Source organism: Pseudomonas sp. 13B_3.2_Bac1, from assembly GCF_025466205.1.
GTDB classification, from domain to species: Bacteria; Pseudomonadota; Gammaproteobacteria; order Pseudomonadales; family Pseudomonadaceae; genus Aquipseudomonas; species Aquipseudomonas fluorescens_H.
The window spans coordinates 1-22,264 of sequence record NZ_JANLOG010000004.1 but is presented as its reverse complement, the minus strand read 5'-3'; the positions used below and the strand labels follow the sequence as shown (position 1 = coordinate 22,264).

Here is a 22,264-nt window from a genome sequence, read left to right as displayed (position 1 = left end):
GGAATTGGGAGTCCTTCGGCCTCCAGCGGGAGCAAGCTCCCTCGCCACATATGTATCTTTATTCAGTTACAAACTTCGCGCTGACATACGGCGAATAGTCCGGCAGCACCGTTTCAACCTTGCCCTGTTCCTTCAAAAACTTCGCGGTCTCACCAATCGCCTTCGCCGTACCGCCGTCCAGCAGTGCGGTTGATTGCTGCGCCTTGGCGTCCGGGAACGCCGAACCGGCGAGCAGTTCCGGCACATCGGCGGCGTTGGCACCGGTCAATTTGGCGATTTTCTGTACCGGCTCGGATTCGGCGGTCCAGCGGTCTTTATGGCTGGCGTAATCGGCAAACGCGTCTAGAGTGACCTTGGCAAATTTGGCCACCACCTCAGGATGCTTCTCGGCGTAGTCCTTGCGTGCGACCCAGACTTCGAACGTCGGCGCGCCCCATTGGCCGACTTGTGCAGCATCGGTCAGGGTCTTGCCGGTCTTGCGGATTTCGCCCAGTGCCGGTGACCAGACAAATGCGCCGTCGATGTCGCCACGCTTCCATGCCGCAGCGATTTCCGCCGGTTGCAGGTTCACCACTTTGACTTTCGAGGTGTCCAGGCCCCAGTGCTTGAGTGCGCCGAGCAGGCTGTAATGGGACGTGGAAACGAAGGGCGTGGCGATGGTCTTGCCGACCAGGTCCTGCGGGGTGGTGATCCCGCTGCCATTGCGCACCACCAAGGCTTCGGCGGCATTAATTTGTGCTGAAACAATGAATGCGACGATCGGCAGATTGCGTGAGGCGGCCGCTGCCAAAGGGCTGGAGCCGAGATTGCCGATCTGCACATCGCCCGATGCAATGGCTGTCACAACTTCCGGGCCACTATTGAAGCGTCGCCAGTCGATCTTCTGGCCGATGGTTGTTTCGTAAGTACCGTCGGCCTGAGGGACTTTGCTCGGGTCGATACCGGTTTGATAACCCACCGTGAGGTCGGCGGCTTGAGCGGAGAAAGAAATTATCGCTGACACACAAACTGTAACAAATTGACTAGATAGTGCCCGTTTGGCCATGATGGCGTCGCCTTTTGGATAGGGTTTGACGTGGTTTGAATACGTCAACGCTAAGCGATCTAAAAAAGGGCGAACAAATACCATTTAGTAATTAGCTTAGTAGCCGATATCCTGTGTTGCGCTGCAGGTGGCCATTACTGGGCCATATAGCTAGATAGTATAAAAAAGAATGAAATAATTCTTTTTTGGGTTATCAGGAAAGTCAGTACTGTGCAGGGACCCAAATACTGCGATTAGACCTTGGTCGTAGACACACAAGGTTACGATTGACTTGTCAGTCACGCTCTGGCGCTAATCGCGAACCTACGGATCCGGGCATTCGACCAGGACCAGGAACACAAGAATTAGAAACGAGAGGAGCTTTACATGAACAAGTCCACCTTGGCCCTGGCTGTGGCCGTAGGGGTTTTGGCGCAGCAGGCAGGCGCCGCCGGTTTCATCGAAGACAGCAAGGCCACTCTGGGCCTGCGCAACTTCTACATCAACACCGATAACCGTGACGGCACTGGCCCGAACAAGAACGAAGAATGGGGCCAAGGCTTCGATCTGCGTTTCATCTCGGGTTACACCCAAGGCACCGTGCAGTTCGGTGTTGACGCGATCGGCCTGTACGGCGTGCGTCTGGATTCCAGCCCGGCCACCAGCGGCAACTCGACCGGTACTGCTTCGGGCGGCACCGTGTTCCCAAGCGATGGCAACCGTGCAGTGCATGACTTCGCGAGCCTGGGTGTGACCGGTAAGGTCAAGATCTCCCAGACCGAGCTGAAGGTCGGTACTCTGCTGCCGAACAACCCGGTCATCAAATACAACGACGGTCGTCTGCTGCCACAAACCTTCCAGGGCGAAGCGATCACCTCGAACGAGATCAAGGACCTGACGCTGACTGCCGGTCAGGTTGAGGCCGTGAAAGGTCGTAACTCCAGCAACAACGAAAACATGTCGATTGCTGGTGCCAACGCCGGTTCGAACTACGACAAAGGCGTGTTCAGCAACAAGTTCTACTACGCTGGTGCTGACTACAAGCTGACCAAAGACCTGACCGCCTCGTACTACTACGGCGAGCTGAAGGACTTCTACTCGCAGAACTTCCTGGGTCTGGTACATAACTGGGCAATCGGCCCGGGCGTACTGAAAAGTGACCTGCGTTACTACCGCAGCCGTGACAACGGTGCCAACGGTGACACTGCCGCTTACTACACCAGCGGTTACTACGGTGGCACTACCACCAAGGGCAAAGTCGACAACAACCTGTACAGCTACCTGGCTTTGTACTCGGTTGAAGGTCACACCTTCGGTGCGGGTTACCAGTACACCAACGGCGACAGCGACTTCCCTTGGCTGAACCAGGGTGACGGCTCGTCCAACAGCACCATCACCGACATGCAGATCCAGAAGTTCGGTCGCGCCGGTGAGCGTACCTGGCAGGCTCGCTACGGCTACGATTTCGCCAAGATCGGCGTTCCTGGCCTGACCGCGAACGTGATCTACCTGCGTGGCGATAACATCGACACCCCGCTGGGCGACAAGATGGAGTGGGAACGCGACCTGACCATCGGTTACGTAATCCCGGAAGGCCCGCTGAAGAACCTCGGCGTAGCCTGGAAAAACGCGATGTGGCGTACCGATCTGGCGAACACCCGTTCCCAGGACGAAAACCGCCTGATCGTCAGCTACTCGATCCCGCTGCTGTAATAGCGCGTTCAAACTGCTGATGTAAAAAAAGCCCCGTCCGGCACCGTGCCGTACGGGGCTTTTGCGTTTTCGAGTCAGGCTCACCCCCGTAAGCCTGTCCCGAAATTCCCTCTTTGCAGCAACTCAAGGCCTTCTCGAACCTTGAGAACGATGTTCGTCGCGATGCCGTCGAGCGTCCAGTGAACGATGTTTAATATTCCTTTAGATTCTAGATATCTATTTATTTATTCTTTTTCATGATGTCGAATCCCGAGCTACAGTTGTGTTCTCCAACAACTCATCAGGAGCAGCACCATGAGCCTCAGACTCGGCGACATCGCCCCCGACTTCGAACAGGATTCCAGCGCCGGCAAGATTCGTTTTCACGAGTGGCTGGGCGATAGCTGGGGCGTGCTGTTCTCCCACCCGGCCGACTTCACCCCGGTGTGCACCACCGAGCTGGGCTTCACCGCCAAGCTCAAGGATGAGTTCAGCAAGCGCGGCGTCAAAGCCATCGCCCTGTCGGTTGACCCGGTGGACTCGCACCACAAGTGGATCGAGGACATCAACGAAACCCAGAACACGATCGTCAACTTCCCGATCCTGGCCGACGCCGATCGCAAGGTTTCCGACCTCTACGACCTGATCCATCCGAACGCCAACGACACCCTCACCGTGCGTTCGCTGTTCGTGATCGATCCGAACAAGAAGATTCGCCTGACCATCACCTATCCGGCGAGTACCGGGCGCAACTTCCACGAGATCCTGCGGGTGATCGATTCGCTGCAACTCACCGACAACTACAAAGTGGCAACCCCGGCCAACTGGCAGGACGGTGATGAGGTGGTGATCGTGCCGTCGCTCAAGGATGAGGAAGAGATCAAGCGGCGTTTTCCCAAAGGCTATCGCGCGGTGAAGCCCTACCTGCGTCTGACGCCGCAGCCGAATAAGTGAATCAGTGAGATTTGGGCTGTAGCTACCGCCGCCTTCGCGAGCAAGCCCGCTCCCACAGGGGAACGCATTCCAAAATGTGGGAGCGAGCCTGCTCGCGAAGGCGTTAGTCCAGCCACCACGGAACCACAAAGCAGGGAATTTCAGGCCGTTTTCACGGCCTGTTTTTTTGCCCGGAACAAAGCAAATAACATATCTCTAAAACGCATAACCAAATGAATAAATATGATTTATGGATATATAAATCAGCTGGTAAGGTCACTCCCATCGAAGCGAGATCGCAACCCGCGAATCGCCTGTAACGCGTAAGGAATCGTCTGAATGCTGGTCGTCTCACTCGGTGGCAGTCCCAGCCTGCGCTCCCGTTCCGGGGTGCTGCTGGAACGCTCGCAACACTGGTTGCGGCAGCAAGGGGTCGAAGTGGTGAGTTATCAGGTGCGGGACTTCCCGGCCGAAGATCTGCTCCATGCCCGCTTCGATAGCCCGAAAGTACTCGACCTGCTGGCGCAGATTGAAAACGCCGATGGCCTGCTGATCGCCACGCCGGTGTACAAGGCGTCGTTTTCCGGTGCGCTGAAAACCGTACTGGATCTGCTGCCGGAACGTGCCCTGAACCACAAGATCGTTTTGCCGATGGCCACCGGCGGCAGCATCGCCCACATGCTGGTGGTCGATTACGCGCTCAAACCGGTGCTGTCGGCATTGAAAGCGCAGGAAATGCTGCAAGGAATTTTTGCCGAGGACAGCCAGATCGCTTACGGCGAAGGCAGTGCCGCGGCGCAACTGGCACCCGCGCTGGAGCAGCGTCTGCATGAAGCGCTGGATCAGTTTGTCAGTGCCATGGCCCGCCGGCCGAAACCACTGGAGCCGGGCCTGTTGAATGAACGTTTGTTGAGTGCTCGCTGGAGCATTTAAGCCTCACCGAAATTGAAGTACTGGCCTTACTCGCCCGCCAACGGGCAAGCAGGTGCAGCCACAACCCAACAGCAAAAAGGAGAGCGCTATGCGCACCGTATTTTTGCGTCGTGGTCTGGTCGCTCTGTTTGCTGCGGCTGTCACCTTCGGCGCCATTACTCAAGCTCAGGCCGAGACTCTACGGATCGGTTATCAAAAATACGGCACGCTGGTGCTGCTCAAAGCCAAAGGCACTCTGGAAAAGCGTCTGGCCGCCCAAGGCGTGGACGTGCAATGGACTGAATTCCCCGGCGGCCCGCAGCTGCTGGAAGGCCTGAACGTCGGCTCGATCGACTTCGGCGTGACCGGCGAAACCCCACCGGTATTCGCTCAGGCTGCCGGCGCTGATCTGCTTTACGTCGCCTACGAACCGCCAGCGCCGAACAGCGAAGCGATCCTCGTGCCGAAGGACTCGCCAATCAAATCGGTGGCCGATCTGAAGGGCAAGAAAGTCGCCCTGAACAAAGGCTCCAACGTGCACTACCTGCTGGTGCGCGCGCTGGAAGACGCCGGTCTCAAATACTCCGATATCCAGACCGTATTCCTGCCGCCGGCCGATGCCCGCGCCGCGTTCGAGCGTGGCAGCGTCGATGCCTGGGTGATCTGGGATCCGTACCAGGCCGCTGCCGAAAACCAGTTGCAGGCGCACACCCTGCGTGACGGCAAAGGCATCGTCGACAACCACCAGTTCTATCTCGCGACCAAACCCTACGCGCAGAAAAATCCCGAGGTGATCAAGACCCTCGTCGAAGAAGTGCGCGCGGTGGGCGAGTGGTCCAAGGCCAACCCGCAGGACGTGACCCAACAGGTCGCGCCGCTGCTCGGCCTGTCGCCGGAGATCACCCTGACCTCGGTGAAACGCCAGGGCTACGGTGCGCTGTTCCTGACCCCGGATGTGGTCGCCGCGCAACAAAAAATCGCCGACACCTTCTACCAGCTCAAGCTGATTCCCAAGCCGTTGAGCATCAAGGACGTGATCTGGACACCACCGGCCGCTGTGGCCCAAAGCTCGGTTACCCAAGCCCAGTAAATCGAATCCCCAAGGAGACCACTCCATGAGCCTCAACATCTTCTGGTTCCTGCCTACCCACGGCGACGGCCATTACCTTGGCACCGCCGAAGGCGCACGCGCCGTTGACCACGGTTATCTGCAACAGGTCGCGCAAGCGGCGGATCGTCTGGGCTTTGGCGGCGTGCTGATCCCCACCGGCCGTTCCTGCGAGGACTCGTGGCTGGTGGCCGCGTCGCTGATCCCGGTGACCCAGCGTCTGAAATTCCTTGTCGCCCTGCGCCCCGGAATCATTTCCCCGACGGTCGCGGCGCGACAGGCAGCTACGCTGGATCGTCTGTCCGGCGGTCGTGCGCTGTTCAACCTGGTGACCGGTGGCGACCCGGAAGAGTTGGCCGGTGATGGTCTGTTCCTCAACCACGAAGAGCGCTATCAAGCCTCGGTGGAATTCACCCGCATCTGGCGTCGGGTGCTGGAAGGCGAAACCGTCGATTACGACGGCGAACACATCAGCGTGAAGGGCGCCAAACTGCTCTATCCGCCGATCCAGCAACCGCGTCCGCCGCTTTACTTCGGTGGCTCCTCCGAAGCGGCGCAGGATCTGGCCGCCGAACAGGTCGAGATGGTGCTGACCTGGGGTGAGCCGCCAGCGGCCGTCGCCGAGAAGATCGAGCAGGTGCGCGCCAAAGCCGCCAAGCTCGGGCGTACCGTGCGCTTCGGCATTCGCCTGCATGTGATCGTGCGGGAAACCAACGCCGAAGCCTGGCAAGCGGCAGACCGGCTGATCTCGCATCTGGACGACGACACCATCAAGCGTGCGCAGGCATCGCTGGCGCGCTTCGATTCGGTCGGTCAGCAACGCATGGCCGCGCTGCATGGCGGCAGTCGCGACAACCTCGAAGTCAGCCCCAACCTGTGGGCGGGTGTCGGTCTGGTGCGGGGCGGTGCGGGTACGGCGCTGGTCGGCGATGGCCCGACCGTGGCCGCCCGTGTGAAGGAATACGCGGATCTCGGTATCGATACCTTCATCTTCTCCGGTTATCCACACCTCGAAGAGTCGTACCGCGTCGCTGAACTGCTGTTCCCGCACCTCGACATCGAGCGCCCGGAACTGCCAAAAAGCGCCGGTTACGTGAGCCCGTTCGGCGAGATGGTGGCCAACGACATTCTTCCCAAAGCCGCGTCGCAGAGCTGAGGCGCGCCATGAAGAAAATTATCCACAGCCTCGCGCCCTGGGCGTTGCCGGTGCTCCTGCTGGCGGTGTGGCAGTTGTCGGTGTCGGCCGGTTGGTTGTCGACGCGGATCCTGCCGGCACCGGTGGCAGTGATCGAGGCCGGTGTCAGCCTGGTGCGCAGCGGCGAGATCTGGACGCATCTGGCAATCAGCGGCTGGCGCGCGGCGCTGGGCTTCACCATCGGTGGCAGCATCGGCCTGGTGCTGGGTTTCATCACCGGCCTGTCGAAGTGGGGCGAACGCCTGCTCGACAGCTCGGTGCAGATGATCCGCAACGTGCCGCATCTGGCGCTGATTCCGCTGGTGATCCTGTGGTTCGGCATCGACGAGTCGGCGAAGATTTTCCTGGTGGCATTGGGCACGTTGTTCCCGATTTACCTCAACACCTATCACGGCATCCGTAACGTCGATCCGGCGCTGGTGGAGATGGCGCGCAGTTATGGCTTGAGCGGTTTCAGCCTGTTCTGGCAGGTGATTCTGCCGGGCGCGCTGCCTTCGATCCTGGTCGGCGTGCGCTTTGCGCTGGGCTTCATGTGGCTGACGCTGATCGTCGCCGAAACCATCTCGGCCAGCTCCGGCATTGGTTATCTGGCGATGAACGCCCGCGAGTTTTTGCAGACCGATGTGGTGGTGCTGGCGATCCTGCTTTACGCGGTACTCGGCAAGCTCGCTGACCTCGCCGCCCGTGGACTTGAGCGTGTGTGGCTGCGCTGGCATCCGGCGTATCAGGTGGCCAAGGGAGGTGCAGCATGACCGCTCAACAACCTCCACGCCTGCTGCGCGGGATCCCACTGGTGGTGCGCAACCTGCAGAAAACCTTCGGTGCGCGGCAGGTGCTGCGCGACATCGACCTGCACATTCCGGCGGGGCAATTCGTCGCCGTGGTCGGGCGTAGCGGGTGCGGCAAGAGCACCTTCCTGCGCTTGCTCGCCGGCCTCGATCAACCGACTGGCGGCGACCTGCTGGCCGGTGCCGCAGCGCTCAGCGATGCGCGGGAAGACACCCGGCTGATGTTCCAGGAGGCACGGCTGCTGCCGTGGAAAAAGATCATCGACAACGTCGGTCTCGGCCTTAAAGGCAACTGGCGCCCGCAAGCACTGGAAGCGCTGGAAGCAGTCGGTCTGGCGGATCGCGCCCATGAGTGGCCGGCAGCCTTGTCCGGTGGGCAGAAGCAGCGCGTGGCGCTGGCCCGGGCGCTGATCCACCAACCGCGCCTGTTGCTGCTCGACGAGCCGCTGGGGGCGCTGGATGCCCTGACCCGGATCGAGATGCAGCAACTGATCGAACGCCTCTGGCAAAAGCATGGGTTCACCGTGCTGCTGGTGACCCACGACGTCAGCGAAGCGGTGGCGATCGCCGACCGGGTGATTCTGATCGAGGACGGTGAAGTCGGCCTCGACCTGCAAGTGGAGTTGCCTCGTCCGCGAGTGCGCGGATCGCACCGACTGGCGGCGCTGGAAACCGAAGTGCTCAACCGTGTTCTGTCCCTGCCCGGCGAGCCGCCGGAGCCGGAACCTGTTTCACCACTGCCTACGCAATTGCGTTGGGCGCAATAACTCAAGTTACAACCAACGACAGGAATCAAAGCCATGACTATCAAAGCCATCAACGTGCGCAACCAGTTCAAAGGCTCGATCAAGGAGATCGTTCTCGGCGACGTGCTGTCGGAAATCGACGTGCAGACCGCTTCCGGCATCGTCACTTCGGTGATCACCACCCGCTCGGTCAAGGAGCTGGAACTGGTGGTGGGCAGTGAGGTGATCGCCTTCGTGAAATCCACCGAGGTGTCGATCGCCAAGTTGTAAGCCTGTGGAAAAAAACAAACCCCGGAGGGCGTGAGCCCTTCGGGGTTTTTCTTTTTGTGCACGGATTTGAATCGGCGGCGCTGCCATCGCGAGCAGGCTCGCTCCTACATTTGGAATGCGTTCCCCTGTGGGAGCGGGCTTGCTCGCGAAGGGGCCGGTGAATGCGCTAGAGAACTCTCTTGGGTAGATACGGCGGCAGATACAGGCCGATATAGGCATCAAACACCCGCATCCCTTCCTCGGCCATGCGCGGGGTGATCTGCCCGTGTTGCTGCACCGAGCGCGCATACACGCGGTCGCCCAGTTCCATCGCCAGGGCAAACACGTCGACATCGCTTGGCAGGCGCGGCAATTCGAAGTGATGGTCGAACAGTTTGTGCATCAGGTCGCCGAGTTCGATGTCGTGCTGGCGGTCGGCCTGGGTCACTTCGGTCAGGCCGTGCTGGGCGAGGATCAGCTGGCGAGCGGCGGCGTCTTCGTCGTAGATCTCCAGCATGCGCTGCTCGACCAGCCGCGACAGGTCACGCCAGTCGCGCAGCGCCTCGTGATCGATCGGCGCTTGCAGGCAGGCGCGGAAGGCTGCGTGCACATCGGCAGTCAAGGCTTCGAGCAGCGCCGGGACGCTGGCGAAGAAGTGATACACGGAGGACGGCGGAATCTGCGCGCGTTCGGCGACGCTGTAGATCGACAGACTGGCCACACCCTCGGCGGCCAGCAGCGTACGCGCGGCGTCGAGTATCGAGTCGATCCGCGCCTGGCTGCGGGCACGGGGTTTGCGAACGGGGGCGGGACGCGTCATGGAAGTCTCCTGCGGGGCAGCGGGCATTGTACGAGCCGAGCCGTGTGTTGTCTGCCAGGACGCCTTCGGGAGCAAGCCCCCTCCCACAGTTGATCTTCTGCGTACAAAAGATCCCCATTCGCTGCAGATCCCCTGTGGGAGGGGGCTTGCTCCCGAACCGCCGCAGGCGGCCATTCAGATCAGAATTCGGCCATAAAAAAACGCCGTGGGCCAAGACAGCCGACGGCGTTTTATCTGGTCGCAATCCGCTTAAACAGTATGCAGATACCAGTTGTACTCAAGGTCGGAGATGGAGTGTTCGAACTCCTCCAGCTCGCTTTCCTTGCAGGCGACGAAGATATCGATGTACTTAGGATCGATGTACTTGGCCATCACCTCGCTGTCGTCCAGCTCGCGCAGGGCATCGCGCAAGTTGTTCGGCAGGCTTTGTTCGTTCTGCTCGTAGCTGTTGCCTTCGACCGGAGCGCCTGGCTCGATCTTGTTCACCAGACCGTGATGCACACCGGCCAGGACCGAAGCCATCAGCAGGTACGGGTTGGCGTCGGCGCCGGCCACGCGGTGTTCGATACGCACGGCATCGGCAGAGCCGGTCGGTACGCGGATCGCCACGGTGCGGTTGTCCAGGCCCCAGCACGGCGAGTTCGGCACATAGAACTGCGCGCCGAAGCGACGGTACGAGTTGACGTTCGGGCAGAGGAAAGCCATCTGCGCCGGCAGGGTCTCGAGCACACCGCCGATCGCGTGACGCAGCGCGGCGTTCTGCTCGGGATCCTCGCTTGCAAAGATGTTCTTGCCATCTTTGTCGAGCACCGAGATATGGACGTGCAGACCATTACCCGCCTGGCCCGGATACGGCTTGGCCATGAAGGTGGTGTCCATTTCATGGTCGTAGGCGATGTTCTTGATCAGACGCTTGAGCAGGACCGCGTAGTCGCACGCCTTGATCGGGTCGGCGACGTGGTGCAGGTTCACTTCGAACTGCGCCGGGGCACTTTCCTTGACGATCGCATCGGCGGGGATGCCTTGCTCTTTGGCACCTTCCAGAATGTCCTGGAGGCAGTCGACGTATTCGTCGAGGTCGTCGATCAGGTAGACCTGAGTCGAGTGCGGGCGTTTGCCGGAGATCGGCGAGCGTGGCGGCTGTGGACGGCCGTTCACGTTTTCCTGGTCGATCAGGTAGAACTCCAGTTCGAACGCGGCGCAGATGGTCAAGCCCAGCTCGTCAAACTTTGCAACAACTTGACGGAGCACTTCGCGCGGATCGGCGAAGAACGGGTCACCCTCGAGTTCGTGCATGGTCATCAACAGTTGCGCGGTAGGGCGCTTCTGCCATGGCTCGTTGCACAGGGTATCGGGGATTGGATAGCAGATCCGGTCGGCGTCGCCGATGTCCAGACCCAGGCCGGTGCTTTCCACCGTAGAACCATTGATATCCAGAGCAAATAGAGAGGCCGGCAGGTTGATGCCTTTCTCGTAAACCTTGTGGAGGCTGGTGCGTTCGATGCGCTTGCCGCGCACCACACCATTCATATCCGCAATCAGAAGGTCAACGTACAGAACCTCAGGATGTTCCTTAAGGAACGCGTTCGCTTCGTTAAGCTGAACGGCACGCGGGGGTACCGACATGATGCAACACCTTTGTTGTTAAAAATATCAATCATTGATCTTTTCTGGTTTCAGTCAACCCGAACGGCCTGCCGAAGTCAAGCGAGGCCTTTTTTGCCCTAAAAAAGCGCTGCAAGGGCATTTATGGGGCACTTTGGGGCGGTTTTTTGTCCTTGAAACACGTGGCACCCGCAGGCTTGAGCAGGCCGTGTTGTATTTTTTACGGGGGTGTTGTGTAAAAAAATGAACAAGGCTAAGCTCCGACCAAACCCATAACAGCAATAATACCGGGGTGCTTCATGTCTCGCCTGCCGTTAATCGGCATCACCGACTGCTCGCAACAGTCCGGTCTGCATGCTCATCACATCAGTGGCGACAAATCCGTCCGTAATGCAGCCAGCATGGCTCGCGGCGGGTCGACGAGGTTCTCGTGCGCATCAGACCAAACGGCAACGTCCGATATTCTGGACGCACGGGACAGCATCCTGTTTATGGCGTTTCCTTTCAATATAGATCTCTTTGAGTCCCAAAGCCTGTGCCGCTCCCCGAGCCGTGCTCACGATTCTGCACGCCTTGAATGTGCACAGGAAATGCAACGCCAGCGTAAAGGGCAGGTAAGCTCCTCTTTCATTGTCGATGCGCGGTGCCGGGCGTAAGCCGGTACTGCGCGCAAGCAAGCCCCCTTTAACGCGACGCCACGGCGTCAAACTTTGCCTGACACGATGTCAGGAGACTCAGCCCAGAGGCATTTATGAGTAACAACCTCGACCAGCTCACCGATTGGTTGAAAGACCACAAGATCACAGAAGTCGAATGCATGATCGGCGACTTGACCGGTATCACCCGGGGCAAGATCTCGCCGACCAACAAGTTCATCGCCGAGAAGGGCATGCGCCTGCCAGAAAGCGTTCTGTTGCAGACCGTGACTGGCGACTACGTCGAAGACGACATCTATTACGAACTGCTCGACCCTGCCGACATCGACATGATCTGCCGTCCCGACCAGAACGCCGTGTACCTGGTGCCTTGGGCCATCGAGCCGACCGCTCAGGTGATCCACGACACCTACGACAAGCAAGGCAACCCGATCGAGCTGTCGCCGCGCAACGTCCTCAAGAAAGTCCTGAAGCTCTATTCCGACAAGGGCTGGCAGCCGATCGTGGCGCCGGAAATGGAGTTCTACCTGACCAAACGCAGTGACGACCCTGACTATCCGTTGCAGCCGCCGATCGGCCGCTCCGGGCGTCCGGAAATCGGCCGTCAGTCGTTCTCCATCGAAGCGGCGAACGAATTCGACCCGCTGTTCGAAGACGTCTACGACTGGTGTGAACTGCAGGAGCTGGACCTCGACACGCTGATCCACGAAGACGGCACGGCGCAGATGGAAATCAACTTCCGTCACGGCGACGCGCTGTCGCTGGCCGACCAGATCCTGGTGTTCAAACGCACCATGCGCGAAGCCGCGCTCAAACACGACGTGGCCGCGACCTTCATGGCCAAGCCGATGACGGGCGAGCCGGGCAGTGCCATGCACCTGCACCAGAGCATCATCGACATCGAGACCGGCAAAAACGTGTTCTCCAATGAAGACGGGACCATGAGCCAGTTGTTCCTGCACCACATCGGTGGCCTGCAGAAACTGATCCCGGAATTGCTGCCGCTGTTTGCGCCGAACGTCAACTCGTTCCGCCGCTTCCTGCCGGACACCTCGGCGCCGGTAAACGTGGAGTGGGGCGAAGAGAACCGCACCGTGGGCCTGCGCGTACCGGATGCCGGCCCGCAGAACCGCCGCGTGGAAAACCGCCTGCCGGGCGCCGACGCCAACCCGTACCTGGCGATTGCCGCGAGCCTGCTCTGCGGCTACATCGGCATGGTCGAGGGGCTGAACCCGAGCGCGCCAGTCGTAGGCCGTGGCTATGAACGCCGCAACCTGCGCCTGCCGCTGACCATCGAGGACGCGCTGGAGCGTATGGAAAACAGCGCGACCATCGAGAAATACCTGGGCAAGACCTTCATCACCGGCTACGTCGCGGTCAAGCGGGCCGAGCATGAAAACTTCAAGCGCGTGATCAGTTCCTGGGAGCGTGAATACCTGCTCTTCGCCGTCTGATACGCCGGGCGCGGTGGCCAGCCGCCGCGCCTTCACCGATAACAAGGAGAATTGGCATGACCAGCAACAACCCGCAAACCCGTGAGTGGCAAGCCCTGAGCAGCGATCACCACCTGGCCCCGTTCAGCGACTTCAAGCAGCTGAAAGAGAAGGGTCCACGGATCATCACCAACGCCAAGGGCGTGTACCTGTGGGACAGCGAGGGCAACAAGATCCTCGATGGCATGGCGGGTCTGTGGTGCGTGGCGATCGGTTATGGCCGCGATGAACTGGCCGACGCGGCCGCTAAACAAATGCGCGAACTGCCTTACTACAACCTGTTCTTCCAGACCGCGCACCCGCCGGCACTGGAACTGGCCAAGGCCATCGCCGACGTGGCGCCGGAAGGCATGAACCACGTGTTCTTCACCGGTTCCGGCTCCGAAGGCAACGACACCATGCTGCGCATGGTTCGCCACTACTGGGCGATCAAGGGCCAGCCGAACAAGAAAGTCATCATCAGCCGCAAGAACGGTTACCACGGTTCGACCGTGGCGGGTGCGAGCCTCGGTGGCATGACGTATATGCACGAGCAGGGCGATTTGCCGATCCCGGGCATCGTCCACATTGCGCAGCCGTACTGGTTCGCCGAGGGCGGCGACATGTCGCCGGAAGAATTCGGCATCTGGGCGGCCAATCAACTGGAAGAGAAGATTCTCGAAGTCGGCGTGGACAACGTCGGTGCCTTTATTGCCGAGCCGATCCAGGGCGCCGGTGGCGTGATCATTCCGCCAGACACCTACTGGCCGCGCATCAAGGAAATCCTCGCCAAGTACGACATCCTGTTCGTCGCCGACGAGGTGATCTGCGGTTTCGGCCGTACCGGTCAGTGGTTCGGTTCGGATTTCTACGACCTGAAACCCGACATGATGACCATCGCCAAAGGCCTGACGTCCGGCTACATCCCGATGGGTGGCCTGATCGTGCGTGACGAAGTGGTGAAGGTGCTCAACGAAGGCGGCGACTTCAACCACGGCTTCACCTACTCCGGGCACCCGGTGGCGGCGGCGGTGGGGCTGGAAAACATCCGGATTCTGCGCGACGAGAAAATTATCGAGAACGCGCATAACGAAACGGCACCGTATTTGCAGAAACGTCTGCGCGAACTCAACGATCACCCGTTGGTGGGTGAAGTACGCGGGGTGGGGCTGCTGGGGGCGATCGAGCTGGTGCAGGACAAGGCCACTCGCAAACGTTACGAAGGCAAGGGCGTGGGCATGATCTGCCGGCAGTTTTGCTTCGATAACGGCCTGATCATGCGCGCCGTGGGCGACACCATGATCATTGCGCCGCCGCTGGTGATCAGCAAGGCGGAGATCGATGAGCTGGTGACCAAGGCGCGCAAGTGCCTGGACCTGACCCTCAGTGCGTTGCAGGCCTAAGTGCTAGGCTTCGAGCGGGGGAGCTGCGGCGCTCTCGCTCGAAGGTGTCAGAAAGGTTGGCCTTTTCTTGAAAGACCGCCTCCGATCTTGCCAGACTAGCCGCAGTTCCAGTTGTCGGGGTTCGGCCGCTGAACAAAGTGGTTCAAAAAAGAAAAATTTGGAGCATGACGCATGAAGGCATTAGGTAAAAAGCTTGCTGGCAAGACTCTTCTCGCTTTGTCCGTTGCGGGCATGATGGCGGGTGCGGTCCACGCGGACGACAAGGTGTTGCACGTCTACAACTGGTCCGACTACATCGCTCCTGACACCATCGCCAACTTCGAGAAAGAGTCCGGGATCAAGGTCGTCTACGACGTATTCGACAGCAACGAAACCCTGGAAGCCAAATTGCTGGCGGGCAAGTCCGGTTACGACGTGGTTGTACCGTCGAACAACTTCCTGGCCAAGCAGATCAAGGCCGGCGTCTATCAGGAGCTGGACAAGTCCAAGCTGTCCAACTACGGCAACCTGAACAAGTCGCTGCTCAAGGCCGTTTCGGTCAGCGACCCGGATAACAAGCACGCCTTCCCGTACATGTGGGGCTCGATCGGCATCGGTTACAACCCGGAGAAGGTCAAGGCTGCGCTGGGCGTCGACACCATCGACTCCTGGGACGTGCTGCTCAAGCCGGAGAACATCGCCAAGCTCAAGGGCTGCGGTGTGAGCTTCCTCGATTCGCCGACCGAAATGCTTCCGGTCGCGCTGCACTACCTGGGCCTGCCAACCGACAGCCAGAAGAAAGAGGACATCAAGAAAGCCGAGGACCTGTTCCTCAAGATTCGTCCTTCGATCACCTACTTCCACTCCTCCAAGTACATCTCGGACCTGGCCAACGGCAACATCTGTGTAGCAGTCGGCTACTCGGGTGACGTGCAGCAGGCCAAGTCCCGTGCCGCCGAGGCCGGTGACAAGGTCAAAGTCAGCTACGCCATTCCGAAGGAAGGTGCCGGCAGCTTCTATGACATGGTCGCGATTCCGAAAGATGCGGAAAACATCGACGGCGCCTACAAGTTCATGAACTACCTGCTGCAACCGAAAGTGATGGCCGAGATCACCAATGCTGTGCGCTTCCCTAACGGTAACGCCGAAGCGACTCAGTACGTGAACAAGGACATCACCTCCGATCCAGGCATCTACCCACCGGCCGATGTGCAGGCCAAGCTGTATGCGATCGCCGACTTGCCGGCCGCTACCCAGCGTGAACTGACCCGCAGCTGGACCAAGATCAAATCCGGTAAATAAGCCGGTTTGAGGCAACAACCGCTGGCCGTCGTCGCCGTGACGGCGACCAGCGGATCAATTAAATGACAGAAAGTTTTGCTGGAACGGTTTTTCGAGGGTAAGTTGCGCGCCGGTTTGGTTGCCGGGCAGCCATGGCTGTCATGTAGCGCGGGGCAACTTGGGCCCAACTAATTTAGAGGACCTCCACTTGCCTATTTTTTCTTCTTTGCGCAAAGCCCTGCTGGCCACTGCCGGCCTGACGATCGCAGTCGGAGCCCAGGCCGCCGGTACGGTGCATATTTATAACTGGTCGGATTACATCGGCGAGACCACCCTGGCCGACTTCGAGAAAGCCACCGGGATCAAACCGGTGTACGACGTGTTTGATTCCAACGAAACCCTGGAAGGCAAGCTGCTGGCCGGGCGTACCGGTTACGACGTGGTCGTGCCGTCGAACCACTTCCTCGGCAAGCAGATCAAGGCGGGCGCGTTCCAGAAGCTCGACAAAACACAGCTGCCGAACTACTCGAACCTCGATCCGGTGCTGCTCAAGCGCCTGGAACAGAACGACCCGGGCAACCAGTACGCCGTGCCGTACCTGTGGGGCACCAACGGTATCGGCTACAACGTCGAGAAAGTCAAAGCGGTGCTCGGCATCGACAAGATCGACTCCTGGAGCGTGCTGTTCGAGCCTGAGAACATCAAGAAGCTGCACAGCTGTGGCGTCGCGTTCCTCGACTCGGCCGATGAAATGATGCCGACCGTGCTCAACTACATGGGCCTGAACGCCAACAGCACCAATCCGAAGGACTACGCCAAGGCCACCGACAAACTGCTGGCCGTGCGTCCCTACGTGACCTACTTCCACTCTTCGAAATACATCGGTGATCTGGCCAACGGCGACATCTGTGTGGCCATCGGCTTCTCCGGCGATATCTTCCAGGCCAAACACCGTGCCGAAGAAGCCAAGAAGGGCGTGAACATCGCCTACTCGATTCCGAAAGAAGGCGGTGCGCTGTGGTTCGACATGCTGGCGATTCCGAAGGACTCGTCCAACGTCAAAGAAGCCCACGCCTTCATCAACTATTTGCTGAAACCTGAGGTGATCGCTCAGGTCAGTGATTACGTCGGTTACGCCAACCCGAACCCAGGGTCGGACAAGCTGATGGAACAGTCCATCCGCACCGATGAAGCGGTTTATCCACCGCAAGCAGTCCTCGACAAGACTTACGTGTCGGTCGAGTTGCCACCCAATATTCAGCGTTTGATGACCCGTAGCTGGACCAAGGTCAAGTCGGGCAAGTAAGGCACAAACTATCCTGGGTTCGTCCGCGTTGGGCGAACTGCACTGTTTTTTTCTGGGAGTTTCGTAAATGGCAGTTGCCTCCGGCGCCTATAAGAAAGCCCTCGAGGGCGACCAGACACCTAAGCAGGTGTTGGTCAAAATCGACCGGGTCACGAAGAAGTTCGACGAGACGATTGCCGTGGACGATGTGTCCCTGGAAATCAAGAAGGGTGAGATCTTCGCCCTGCTCGGCGGTTCGGGATCGGGCAAATCCACTCTGCTGCGGATGCTGGCAGGGTTCGAACGGCCCACGGAGGGGCGCATTTTCCTCGACGGCGTCGACATCACCGACATGCCGCCGTACGAGCGACCGATCAACATGATGTTCCAGTCGTACGCCTTGTTCCCGCACATGACCGTGGCGCAGAACATCGCCTTCGGCCTCAAGCAGGACAAGATCCCCAACGCCGAGATCGATGCGCGCGTGGCCGAGATGCTCAAGCTGGTGCAGATGAGCCAGTACGCCAAGCGCAAGCCGCATCAACTGTCCGGCGGTCAGCGGCAGCGTGTGGCGCTGGCGCGCTCGCTGGCCAAGCGGCCGAAGTTGCTGCTGCTCGACGAGCCGATGGGCGCACTGGACAAGAAACTGCGTTCGCAGATGCAGCTTGAGCTGGTAGAGATCATCGAGCGCGTCGGCGTGACCTGCGTGATGGTGACCCACGACCAGGAAGAGGCCATGACCATGGCCGAGCGCATCGCGATCATGCACCTGGGCTGGATCGCCCAGATCGGCAGCCCGATCGACATCTACGAAACCCCGACCAGCCGTCTGGTCTGCGAATTCATCGGCAACGTGAACATCTTCGAAGGCGAAGTGATCGACGACGCCGAAGGCCACGCGACCATCACCTGCAAGGACCTCGACCGGCAGATCTACGTCGGCCACGGCATCAGCACCTCGGTGCAAGACAAGTCCGTGACCTACGCGATTCGTCCGGAGAAGCTGCTGGTCACCGCTGAAATGCCGACCTGCGAATACAACTGGTCGAGCGGCAAGGTGCATGACATCGCCTACCTCGGCGGTCACTCGGTGTTCTACGTCGAATTGCCGAGCGGCAAACTGGTGCAGTCGTTTGTCGCCAACGCCGAACGTCGCGGCCAGCGTCCGACCTGGGGCGATCAGGTTTACGTGTGGTGGGAAGACGACAGCGGCGTGGTACTTCGCTCATGAACATGCGCAAGTTCAAACGACGGCTCAACCGAATAATTCCCAATGGCCGGCAACTGGTCATTGGGGTTCCGTTCATCTGGCTGTTCCTGTTCTTCATGCTGCCGTTCTTCATCGTCCTGAAGATCAGCTTCGCTGAAGCCGACGTGGCCATCCCGCCGTACACCGAGATCTACACCTTCGCCGAGCAGAAGCTGCAACTGCTGCTGAACCTCGGTAACTACGCGATGCTCGGCGACGACGAGTTGTACATCGCCGCCTACCTCGGCTCGCTGAAAATGGCCTTCTTCAGCACGCTGCTGTGTCTGCTGATCGGCTATCCGATGGCCTACGCCATCGCCAGCGCCCGTAAAGAGCTGCAGACGGTGCTGGTGCTGCTGATCATGATGCCGACCTGGACCGCGATCCTGATCCGCGTTTACGCGTGGATGGGCATCCTCAGCAACAACGGTCTGCTCAACGGTTTCCTGATGAGCATGGGCTTGATCGACGAGCCGCTGCAGATCCTCAACACCAACCTGGCGGTGTATATCGGCGTGGTTTACTCGTACCTGCCGTTCATGATCCTGCCGTTGTACGCCAACCTGGTGAAGCACGATCACAGCCTGCTGGAAGCCGCTTCCGACCTCGGTTCGAGCACCTTCAACAGCTTCTGGAAAATCACTATTCCACTGTCCAAGAACGGGATCATCGCCGGCTGCATGCTGGTGTTCATCCCGGTGGTCGGTGAGTTCGTGATCCCGGAACTGCTCGGCGGCCCGGAAACCCTGATGATCGGTAAAGTGCTCTGGCAAGAGTTCTTCAATAACCGTGACTGGCCGGTGGCGTCCGCCCTGGCGGTGGTGATGCTGGCGATCCTGATTGTGCCGATCATCCTGTTCAACCGCAGTCAGGCCAAGGAAATGGAGGGCAAAGAATGAAGAACTTCCGTTTCTCCAGCCTGATGCTGGTACTGGGTCTGTTGTTCATCTACGCTCCGATGCTGATCCTGGTGATCTACTCGTTCAACGCCTCGAAACTGGTGACGGTGTGGGGCGGCTGGTCGGTGAAGTGGTACGTCGGCCTGCTCGACAACACGCAACTGATGGGCTCGGTGGTGCGCTCGCTGGAAATCGCCTGCTACACGGCAGTTGCTGCCGTGGCGCTGGGTACGCTGGCAGCTTTCGTGCTGACCCGCATCACCCACTTCAAGGGCCGCACGCTGTTCGGTGGCCTGGTCACTGCGCCGCTGGTGATGCCGGAAGTGATCACCGGTCTGTCGCTGTTGCTGCTGTTCGTGGCCATGGCGCAGATGATCGGCTGGCCGCAGGAACGTGGCATCGTCACCATCTGGATCGCCCACACGACGTTCTGTGCGGCGTATGTGGCGGTGGTGGTGTCGGCGCGTCTGCGTGAGCTGGACCTGTCGATCGAAGAGGCGGCGATGGATCTGGGTGCGCGGCCGTGGAAGGTGTTCTTCCTGATCACCATCCCGATGATCGCGCCATCGCTGGCAGCGGGCGGGATGATGTCGTTCGCCCTGTCGCTGGACGACCTGGTGCTGGCGAGCTTCGTTTCCGGCCCGGGTTCGACCACCCTGCCGATGGAAGTGTTCTCGGCGGTGCGTCTGGGCGTGAAGCCTGAGATCAACGCCGTGGCCAGTCTGATTCTGCTGGCGGTGTCGCTGGTGACGTTCCTGGTGTGGTTCTTCAGCCGCCGTGCCGAAGAAGCGCGCAAGAAAGCCATCCAGCAAGCCATCGAAGAAGGCGCCGCCGATTCGTGGAAGCAACCGGACGTACGCCGCGCGCCTGCGCCGGAAGCGGCTTAAGCAATATCGGGTTGGCCACATTCTCAGGGCCAACCCAAATCCAAATGTGGGAGCGGGCTTGCTCGCGAAGAGGGCGTGTCAGTCGACAGAAATGTTGTCTGATCCACCGCATTCGCGAGCAAGCCCGCTCCCACATTGGGTATTAGGCAGTCCAGGGAGATTGGCGGATGACTTCAACAAAGTTCATCGGCTTGAACCCCGGCTCCTGATCCTTCAGCACATCGGTCTTCACGTTACCGAATGTAGTCTGCGGACGATGGCGCAAGCCGTCGGCAAACGCGCAGATGATGCACTCCTTGAAACCTTCCCCGCGTGGATGCGCATGCACCACGGCTTCGCGCTGGGTGCTGCTGAACGCCGCGTAATCCATGCCCAGCACATCCATCTCGACACCCGCCGTCACCAGCGCCACGGTCGGACGCAGATGCTTGGGCACGCCCGGTGTGGTGTGCAGGGCAATCGACAGCCACACCTGCTCGATATCGTCATCGCTCAGCCCGTACGGCTTGAGAAACGCCGCCGCCGCGTTGGCACCATCCACTTCGAAGCGCTCGTCGTCACTGCGATAACCTTCGACCAGACCGAGGTCGTGGAACATCGCGCCGACGTACAGCAGCTCCGGGTTGTAAGGCAGTTGCTGGCGCTCGCCGCTCAATGCGCCGAACAGAAACACCCGGCGCGAGTGGTGGTAGAGCAGGTCGGTTTCGATGTCGCGAATGTACTCGGTGGTGGCCCGGGCGAGGGCGCTGTCGGGGATCTTGATGCCGGCTATGGTCGTGCTCATGAAGGTATCCTCATCGAAAACGCCGTCGTGGCGCTGATGGGCAAAGTCTGTTCCCCGAGGCACTAAACGGACAATCAACGCATGGCTGCGATCCTTGCCAATCGACCTGCAAATCGTGCCAATCTCGCTTGTTGAACGAGGATTGGCTAGGGTTGGCTCAATCAACAAGGCAGGTACGGCCCATGTGGGAGCGGACTTGCTCGCGAAAGCGGTGTGTCATTCAACAGATAAGTTGAATGTAAGGGCCCTTTCGCGAGCAAGCCCGCTCCCACAGGGATTTGTGTTTGCCAGGGCATTGAGGACATTGGAGGCTTATGAACAAAACCATCGCCATCGTGGTATTCCCCGGCGTGCAGGCGCTGGATGTCAGCGGGCCGATGGATGTGTTCGCCGAGGCCAACCGGTTTCTGCCGCCCGAGGATCACTACCAGTTGGAGGTGATCGGCCTCGAACGTGGGCCGATGGCTTGCTCCAATGGCCTGAACCTCAGCGCTCACCGACACTTCAGTGAAGCGCACGATGCTTATGACCTGCTACTGGTGGCCGGAGGGCCGCAGTTACCCTTCATGGATTTCGGCAAAGGCTTCGACACCTGGCTGCGCGAGGCCTGCGCGCGTGCACGGCGTTTCGGCTCGATCTGCAACGGCGCGTTCATGCTGGCGCGGGCGGGGCTGCTGGAAGGGCGCACGGTCACCACCCACTGGAACGACGCCGAGGCCCTGGCGCAGTTGTGCCCATCAACCCGGGTCGAGGCCGATCGCTTGTACGTCGAGGACGGTGCGCTCTACACCTCGGCCGGGGTCACGGCGGGGATCGATCTGTCGCTGTACCTGCTGGCCCGTGATTGCGGCGCTGAAGTGGCGCTGAGTGTGGCCAAGCGGCTGGTGGTGTTCACTCAGCGCTCGGGCGGGCAATCGCAGTTCAGCCCGTTCCTCACGCCGCATGCGGAGCCGACGTCAGCGGTGGCGATGGTGCAGTTGTATGTGCTGGCCAATCTCACCGGCGATCTGACGATTGCCGATCTGGCGAACGCGGCGAACATGAGTGCGCGCAACTTCTCCCGGGTGTTCGCCCGTGAGGCTCGGGTCACCCCGGCAGAGTTCGTGGAAAGTGCGCGAGTGGACGCGGCGCGGGTGCTGCTGGAAAGCACCACGGCACCGCTGAAAACCGTGGCCTATCAGTGCGGGTTTCGCGATGCGCAGCACATGCGCAGTGTGTTCAACCGTCGATTGGGCGTGACGCCGCAGCAGTTTCGGCTGAATTTTGCAGTGCTGCTCTGAGTTCCAGTGTTGTTCTT

At 59.9% G+C, this 22,264-nt stretch carries 20 protein-coding genes; 16 read left to right on the top strand and 4 right to left on the bottom strand.

The window, feature by feature from the left end:
• Positions 1 to 58: 58 nt before the first annotated feature.
• On the bottom strand, positions 59 to 1,045 hold the full coding sequence (gene tauA / locus NTD85_RS00525) for a taurine ABC transporter substrate-binding protein (RefSeq protein WP_262141161.1): 987 nt from the start codon (positions 1,043 to 1,045) through the stop codon (positions 59 to 61).
• A gap of 366 nt (positions 1,046 to 1,411) precedes the next feature.
• Here tauA and NTD85_RS00520 point away from each other — a divergent pair, with 366 nt between their 5' ends.
• The 8 genes from NTD85_RS00520 (at position 1,412) to NTD85_RS00485 (ending at position 8,668) form a co-directional block, all read left to right on the top strand.
• Entirely contained in the window at positions 1,412 to 2,737 is a 1,326-nt protein-coding gene (locus NTD85_RS00520) for an OprD family porin (protein WP_103521770.1), read from the top strand.
• Between the two features lie 294 nt (positions 2,738 to 3,031).
• The gene (locus tag NTD85_RS00515) at positions 3,032 to 3,670 is read left to right on the top strand and encodes a peroxiredoxin (protein WP_003229268.1); all 639 of its coding nucleotides are present in this window, start codon (positions 3,032 to 3,034) and stop codon (positions 3,668 to 3,670) included.
• Positions 3,671 to 3,988: 318 nt separating this feature from the next.
• Positions 3,989 to 4,582, top strand: a complete 594-nt coding sequence (gene ssuE, locus NTD85_RS00510; RefSeq protein ID WP_003229266.1) for an NADPH-dependent FMN reductase — start codon at positions 3,989 to 3,991, stop codon at positions 4,580 to 4,582.
• An 88-nt stretch (positions 4,583 to 4,670) separates the two neighbouring features.
• The gene (locus NTD85_RS00505; protein WP_262141160.1) at positions 4,671 to 5,651 is read left to right on the top strand and encodes a sulfonate ABC transporter substrate-binding protein; all 981 of its coding nucleotides are present in this window, start codon (positions 4,671 to 4,673) and stop codon (positions 5,649 to 5,651) included.
• A gap of 25 nt (positions 5,652 to 5,676) precedes the next feature.
• Entirely contained in the window at positions 5,677 to 6,825 is a 1,149-nt protein-coding gene (ssuD, locus tag NTD85_RS00500; protein WP_003229262.1) for an FMNH2-dependent alkanesulfonate monooxygenase, read from the top strand.
• Positions 6,826 to 6,833: 8 nt separating this feature from the next.
• Positions 6,834 to 7,616, top strand: coding sequence for an aliphatic sulfonate ABC transporter permease SsuC (ssuC, locus tag NTD85_RS00495; RefSeq protein WP_003229260.1), 783 nt, complete (start codon positions 6,834 to 6,836; stop codon positions 7,614 to 7,616).
• On the top strand, positions 7,613 to 8,419 hold the full coding sequence (ssuB, locus tag NTD85_RS00490) for an aliphatic sulfonates ABC transporter ATP-binding protein (protein ID WP_103486210.1): 807 nt from the start codon (positions 7,613 to 7,615) through the stop codon (positions 8,417 to 8,419). The genes ssuC and ssuB overlap by 4 nt, the downstream gene beginning before the upstream one ends.
• Positions 8,420 to 8,452: 33 nt before the next feature.
• The gene (locus tag NTD85_RS00485) at positions 8,453 to 8,668 is read left to right on the top strand and encodes a molybdopterin-binding protein (protein WP_003229256.1); all 216 of its coding nucleotides are present in this window, start codon (positions 8,453 to 8,455) and stop codon (positions 8,666 to 8,668) included.
• A gap of 166 nt (positions 8,669 to 8,834) precedes the next feature.
• Here the strand turns inward: NTD85_RS00485 and NTD85_RS00480 are convergent, their stop codons facing one another.
• Complete coding sequence (locus NTD85_RS00480) at positions 8,835 to 9,467, bottom strand: TetR/AcrR family transcriptional regulator (RefSeq protein ID WP_103521766.1); 633 nt, start codon at positions 9,465 to 9,467, stop codon at positions 8,835 to 8,837.
• 249 nt (positions 9,468 to 9,716) lie between these two features.
• Positions 9,717 to 11,093 carry a glutamine synthetase family protein gene (locus NTD85_RS00475; protein WP_003229254.1) on the bottom strand — a complete coding sequence of 459 codons (1,377 nt, stop codon included), beginning with the start codon at positions 11,091 to 11,093 and terminating at the stop codon, positions 9,717 to 9,719.
• Positions 11,094 to 11,823: 730 nt separating this feature from the next.
• Between NTD85_RS00475 and NTD85_RS00470 the strand changes: the two genes are divergently transcribed.
• From NTD85_RS00470 to NTD85_RS00440, 7 genes are all read left to right on the top strand, one after another.
• Positions 11,824 to 13,182, top strand: a complete 1,359-nt coding sequence (locus tag NTD85_RS00470) for a glutamine synthetase family protein (RefSeq protein ID WP_003229252.1) — start codon at positions 11,824 to 11,826, stop codon at positions 13,180 to 13,182.
• 56 nt (positions 13,183 to 13,238) lie between these two features.
• The gene (locus tag NTD85_RS00465; protein WP_103485652.1) at positions 13,239 to 14,603 is read left to right on the top strand and encodes an aspartate aminotransferase family protein; all 1,365 of its coding nucleotides are present in this window, start codon (positions 13,239 to 13,241) and stop codon (positions 14,601 to 14,603) included.
• A gap of 171 nt (positions 14,604 to 14,774) precedes the next feature.
• Positions 14,775 to 15,884: a polyamine ABC transporter substrate-binding protein gene (locus NTD85_RS00460; protein WP_003229249.1), complete on the top strand. Its 1,110-nt coding sequence runs from the start codon at positions 14,775 to 14,777 to the stop codon at positions 15,882 to 15,884.
• Positions 15,885 to 16,071: 187 nt separating this feature from the next.
• On the top strand, positions 16,072 to 17,169 hold the full coding sequence (locus NTD85_RS00455) for a polyamine ABC transporter substrate-binding protein (RefSeq protein WP_103520968.1): 1,098 nt from the start codon (positions 16,072 to 16,074) through the stop codon (positions 17,167 to 17,169).
• 67 nt (positions 17,170 to 17,236) lie between these two features.
• Positions 17,237 to 18,379, top strand: coding sequence for an ABC transporter ATP-binding protein (locus NTD85_RS00450; RefSeq protein ID WP_003229245.1), 1,143 nt, complete (start codon positions 17,237 to 17,239; stop codon positions 18,377 to 18,379).
• A gap of 35 nt (positions 18,380 to 18,414) precedes the next feature.
• Positions 18,415 to 19,296 carry an ABC transporter permease subunit gene (locus tag NTD85_RS00445; protein ID WP_262141165.1) on the top strand — a complete coding sequence of 294 codons (882 nt, stop codon included), beginning with the start codon at positions 18,415 to 18,417 and terminating at the stop codon, positions 19,294 to 19,296.
• On the top strand, positions 19,293 to 20,183 hold the full coding sequence (locus NTD85_RS00440) for an ABC transporter permease subunit (protein ID WP_003229242.1): 891 nt from the start codon (positions 19,293 to 19,295) through the stop codon (positions 20,181 to 20,183). The genes NTD85_RS00445 and NTD85_RS00440 overlap by 4 nt, the downstream gene beginning before the upstream one ends.
• 142 nt (positions 20,184 to 20,325) lie before the next feature.
• On the opposite strand, the gene NTD85_RS00435 is transcribed toward NTD85_RS00440, so the two are convergent.
• Positions 20,326 to 20,967 carry an HD domain-containing protein gene (locus NTD85_RS00435; RefSeq protein ID WP_103484331.1) on the bottom strand — a complete coding sequence of 214 codons (642 nt, stop codon included), beginning with the start codon at positions 20,965 to 20,967 and terminating at the stop codon, positions 20,326 to 20,328.
• Between the two features lie 314 nt (positions 20,968 to 21,281).
• Here NTD85_RS00435 and NTD85_RS00430 point away from each other — a divergent pair, with 314 nt between their 5' ends.
• Positions 21,282 to 22,247 (top strand): GlxA family transcriptional regulator, encoded by a 966-nt coding sequence (locus tag NTD85_RS00430; RefSeq protein WP_103484330.1) that lies wholly within the window; start codon positions 21,282 to 21,284, stop codon positions 22,245 to 22,247.
• Positions 22,248 to 22,264 lie beyond the last annotated feature (17 nt).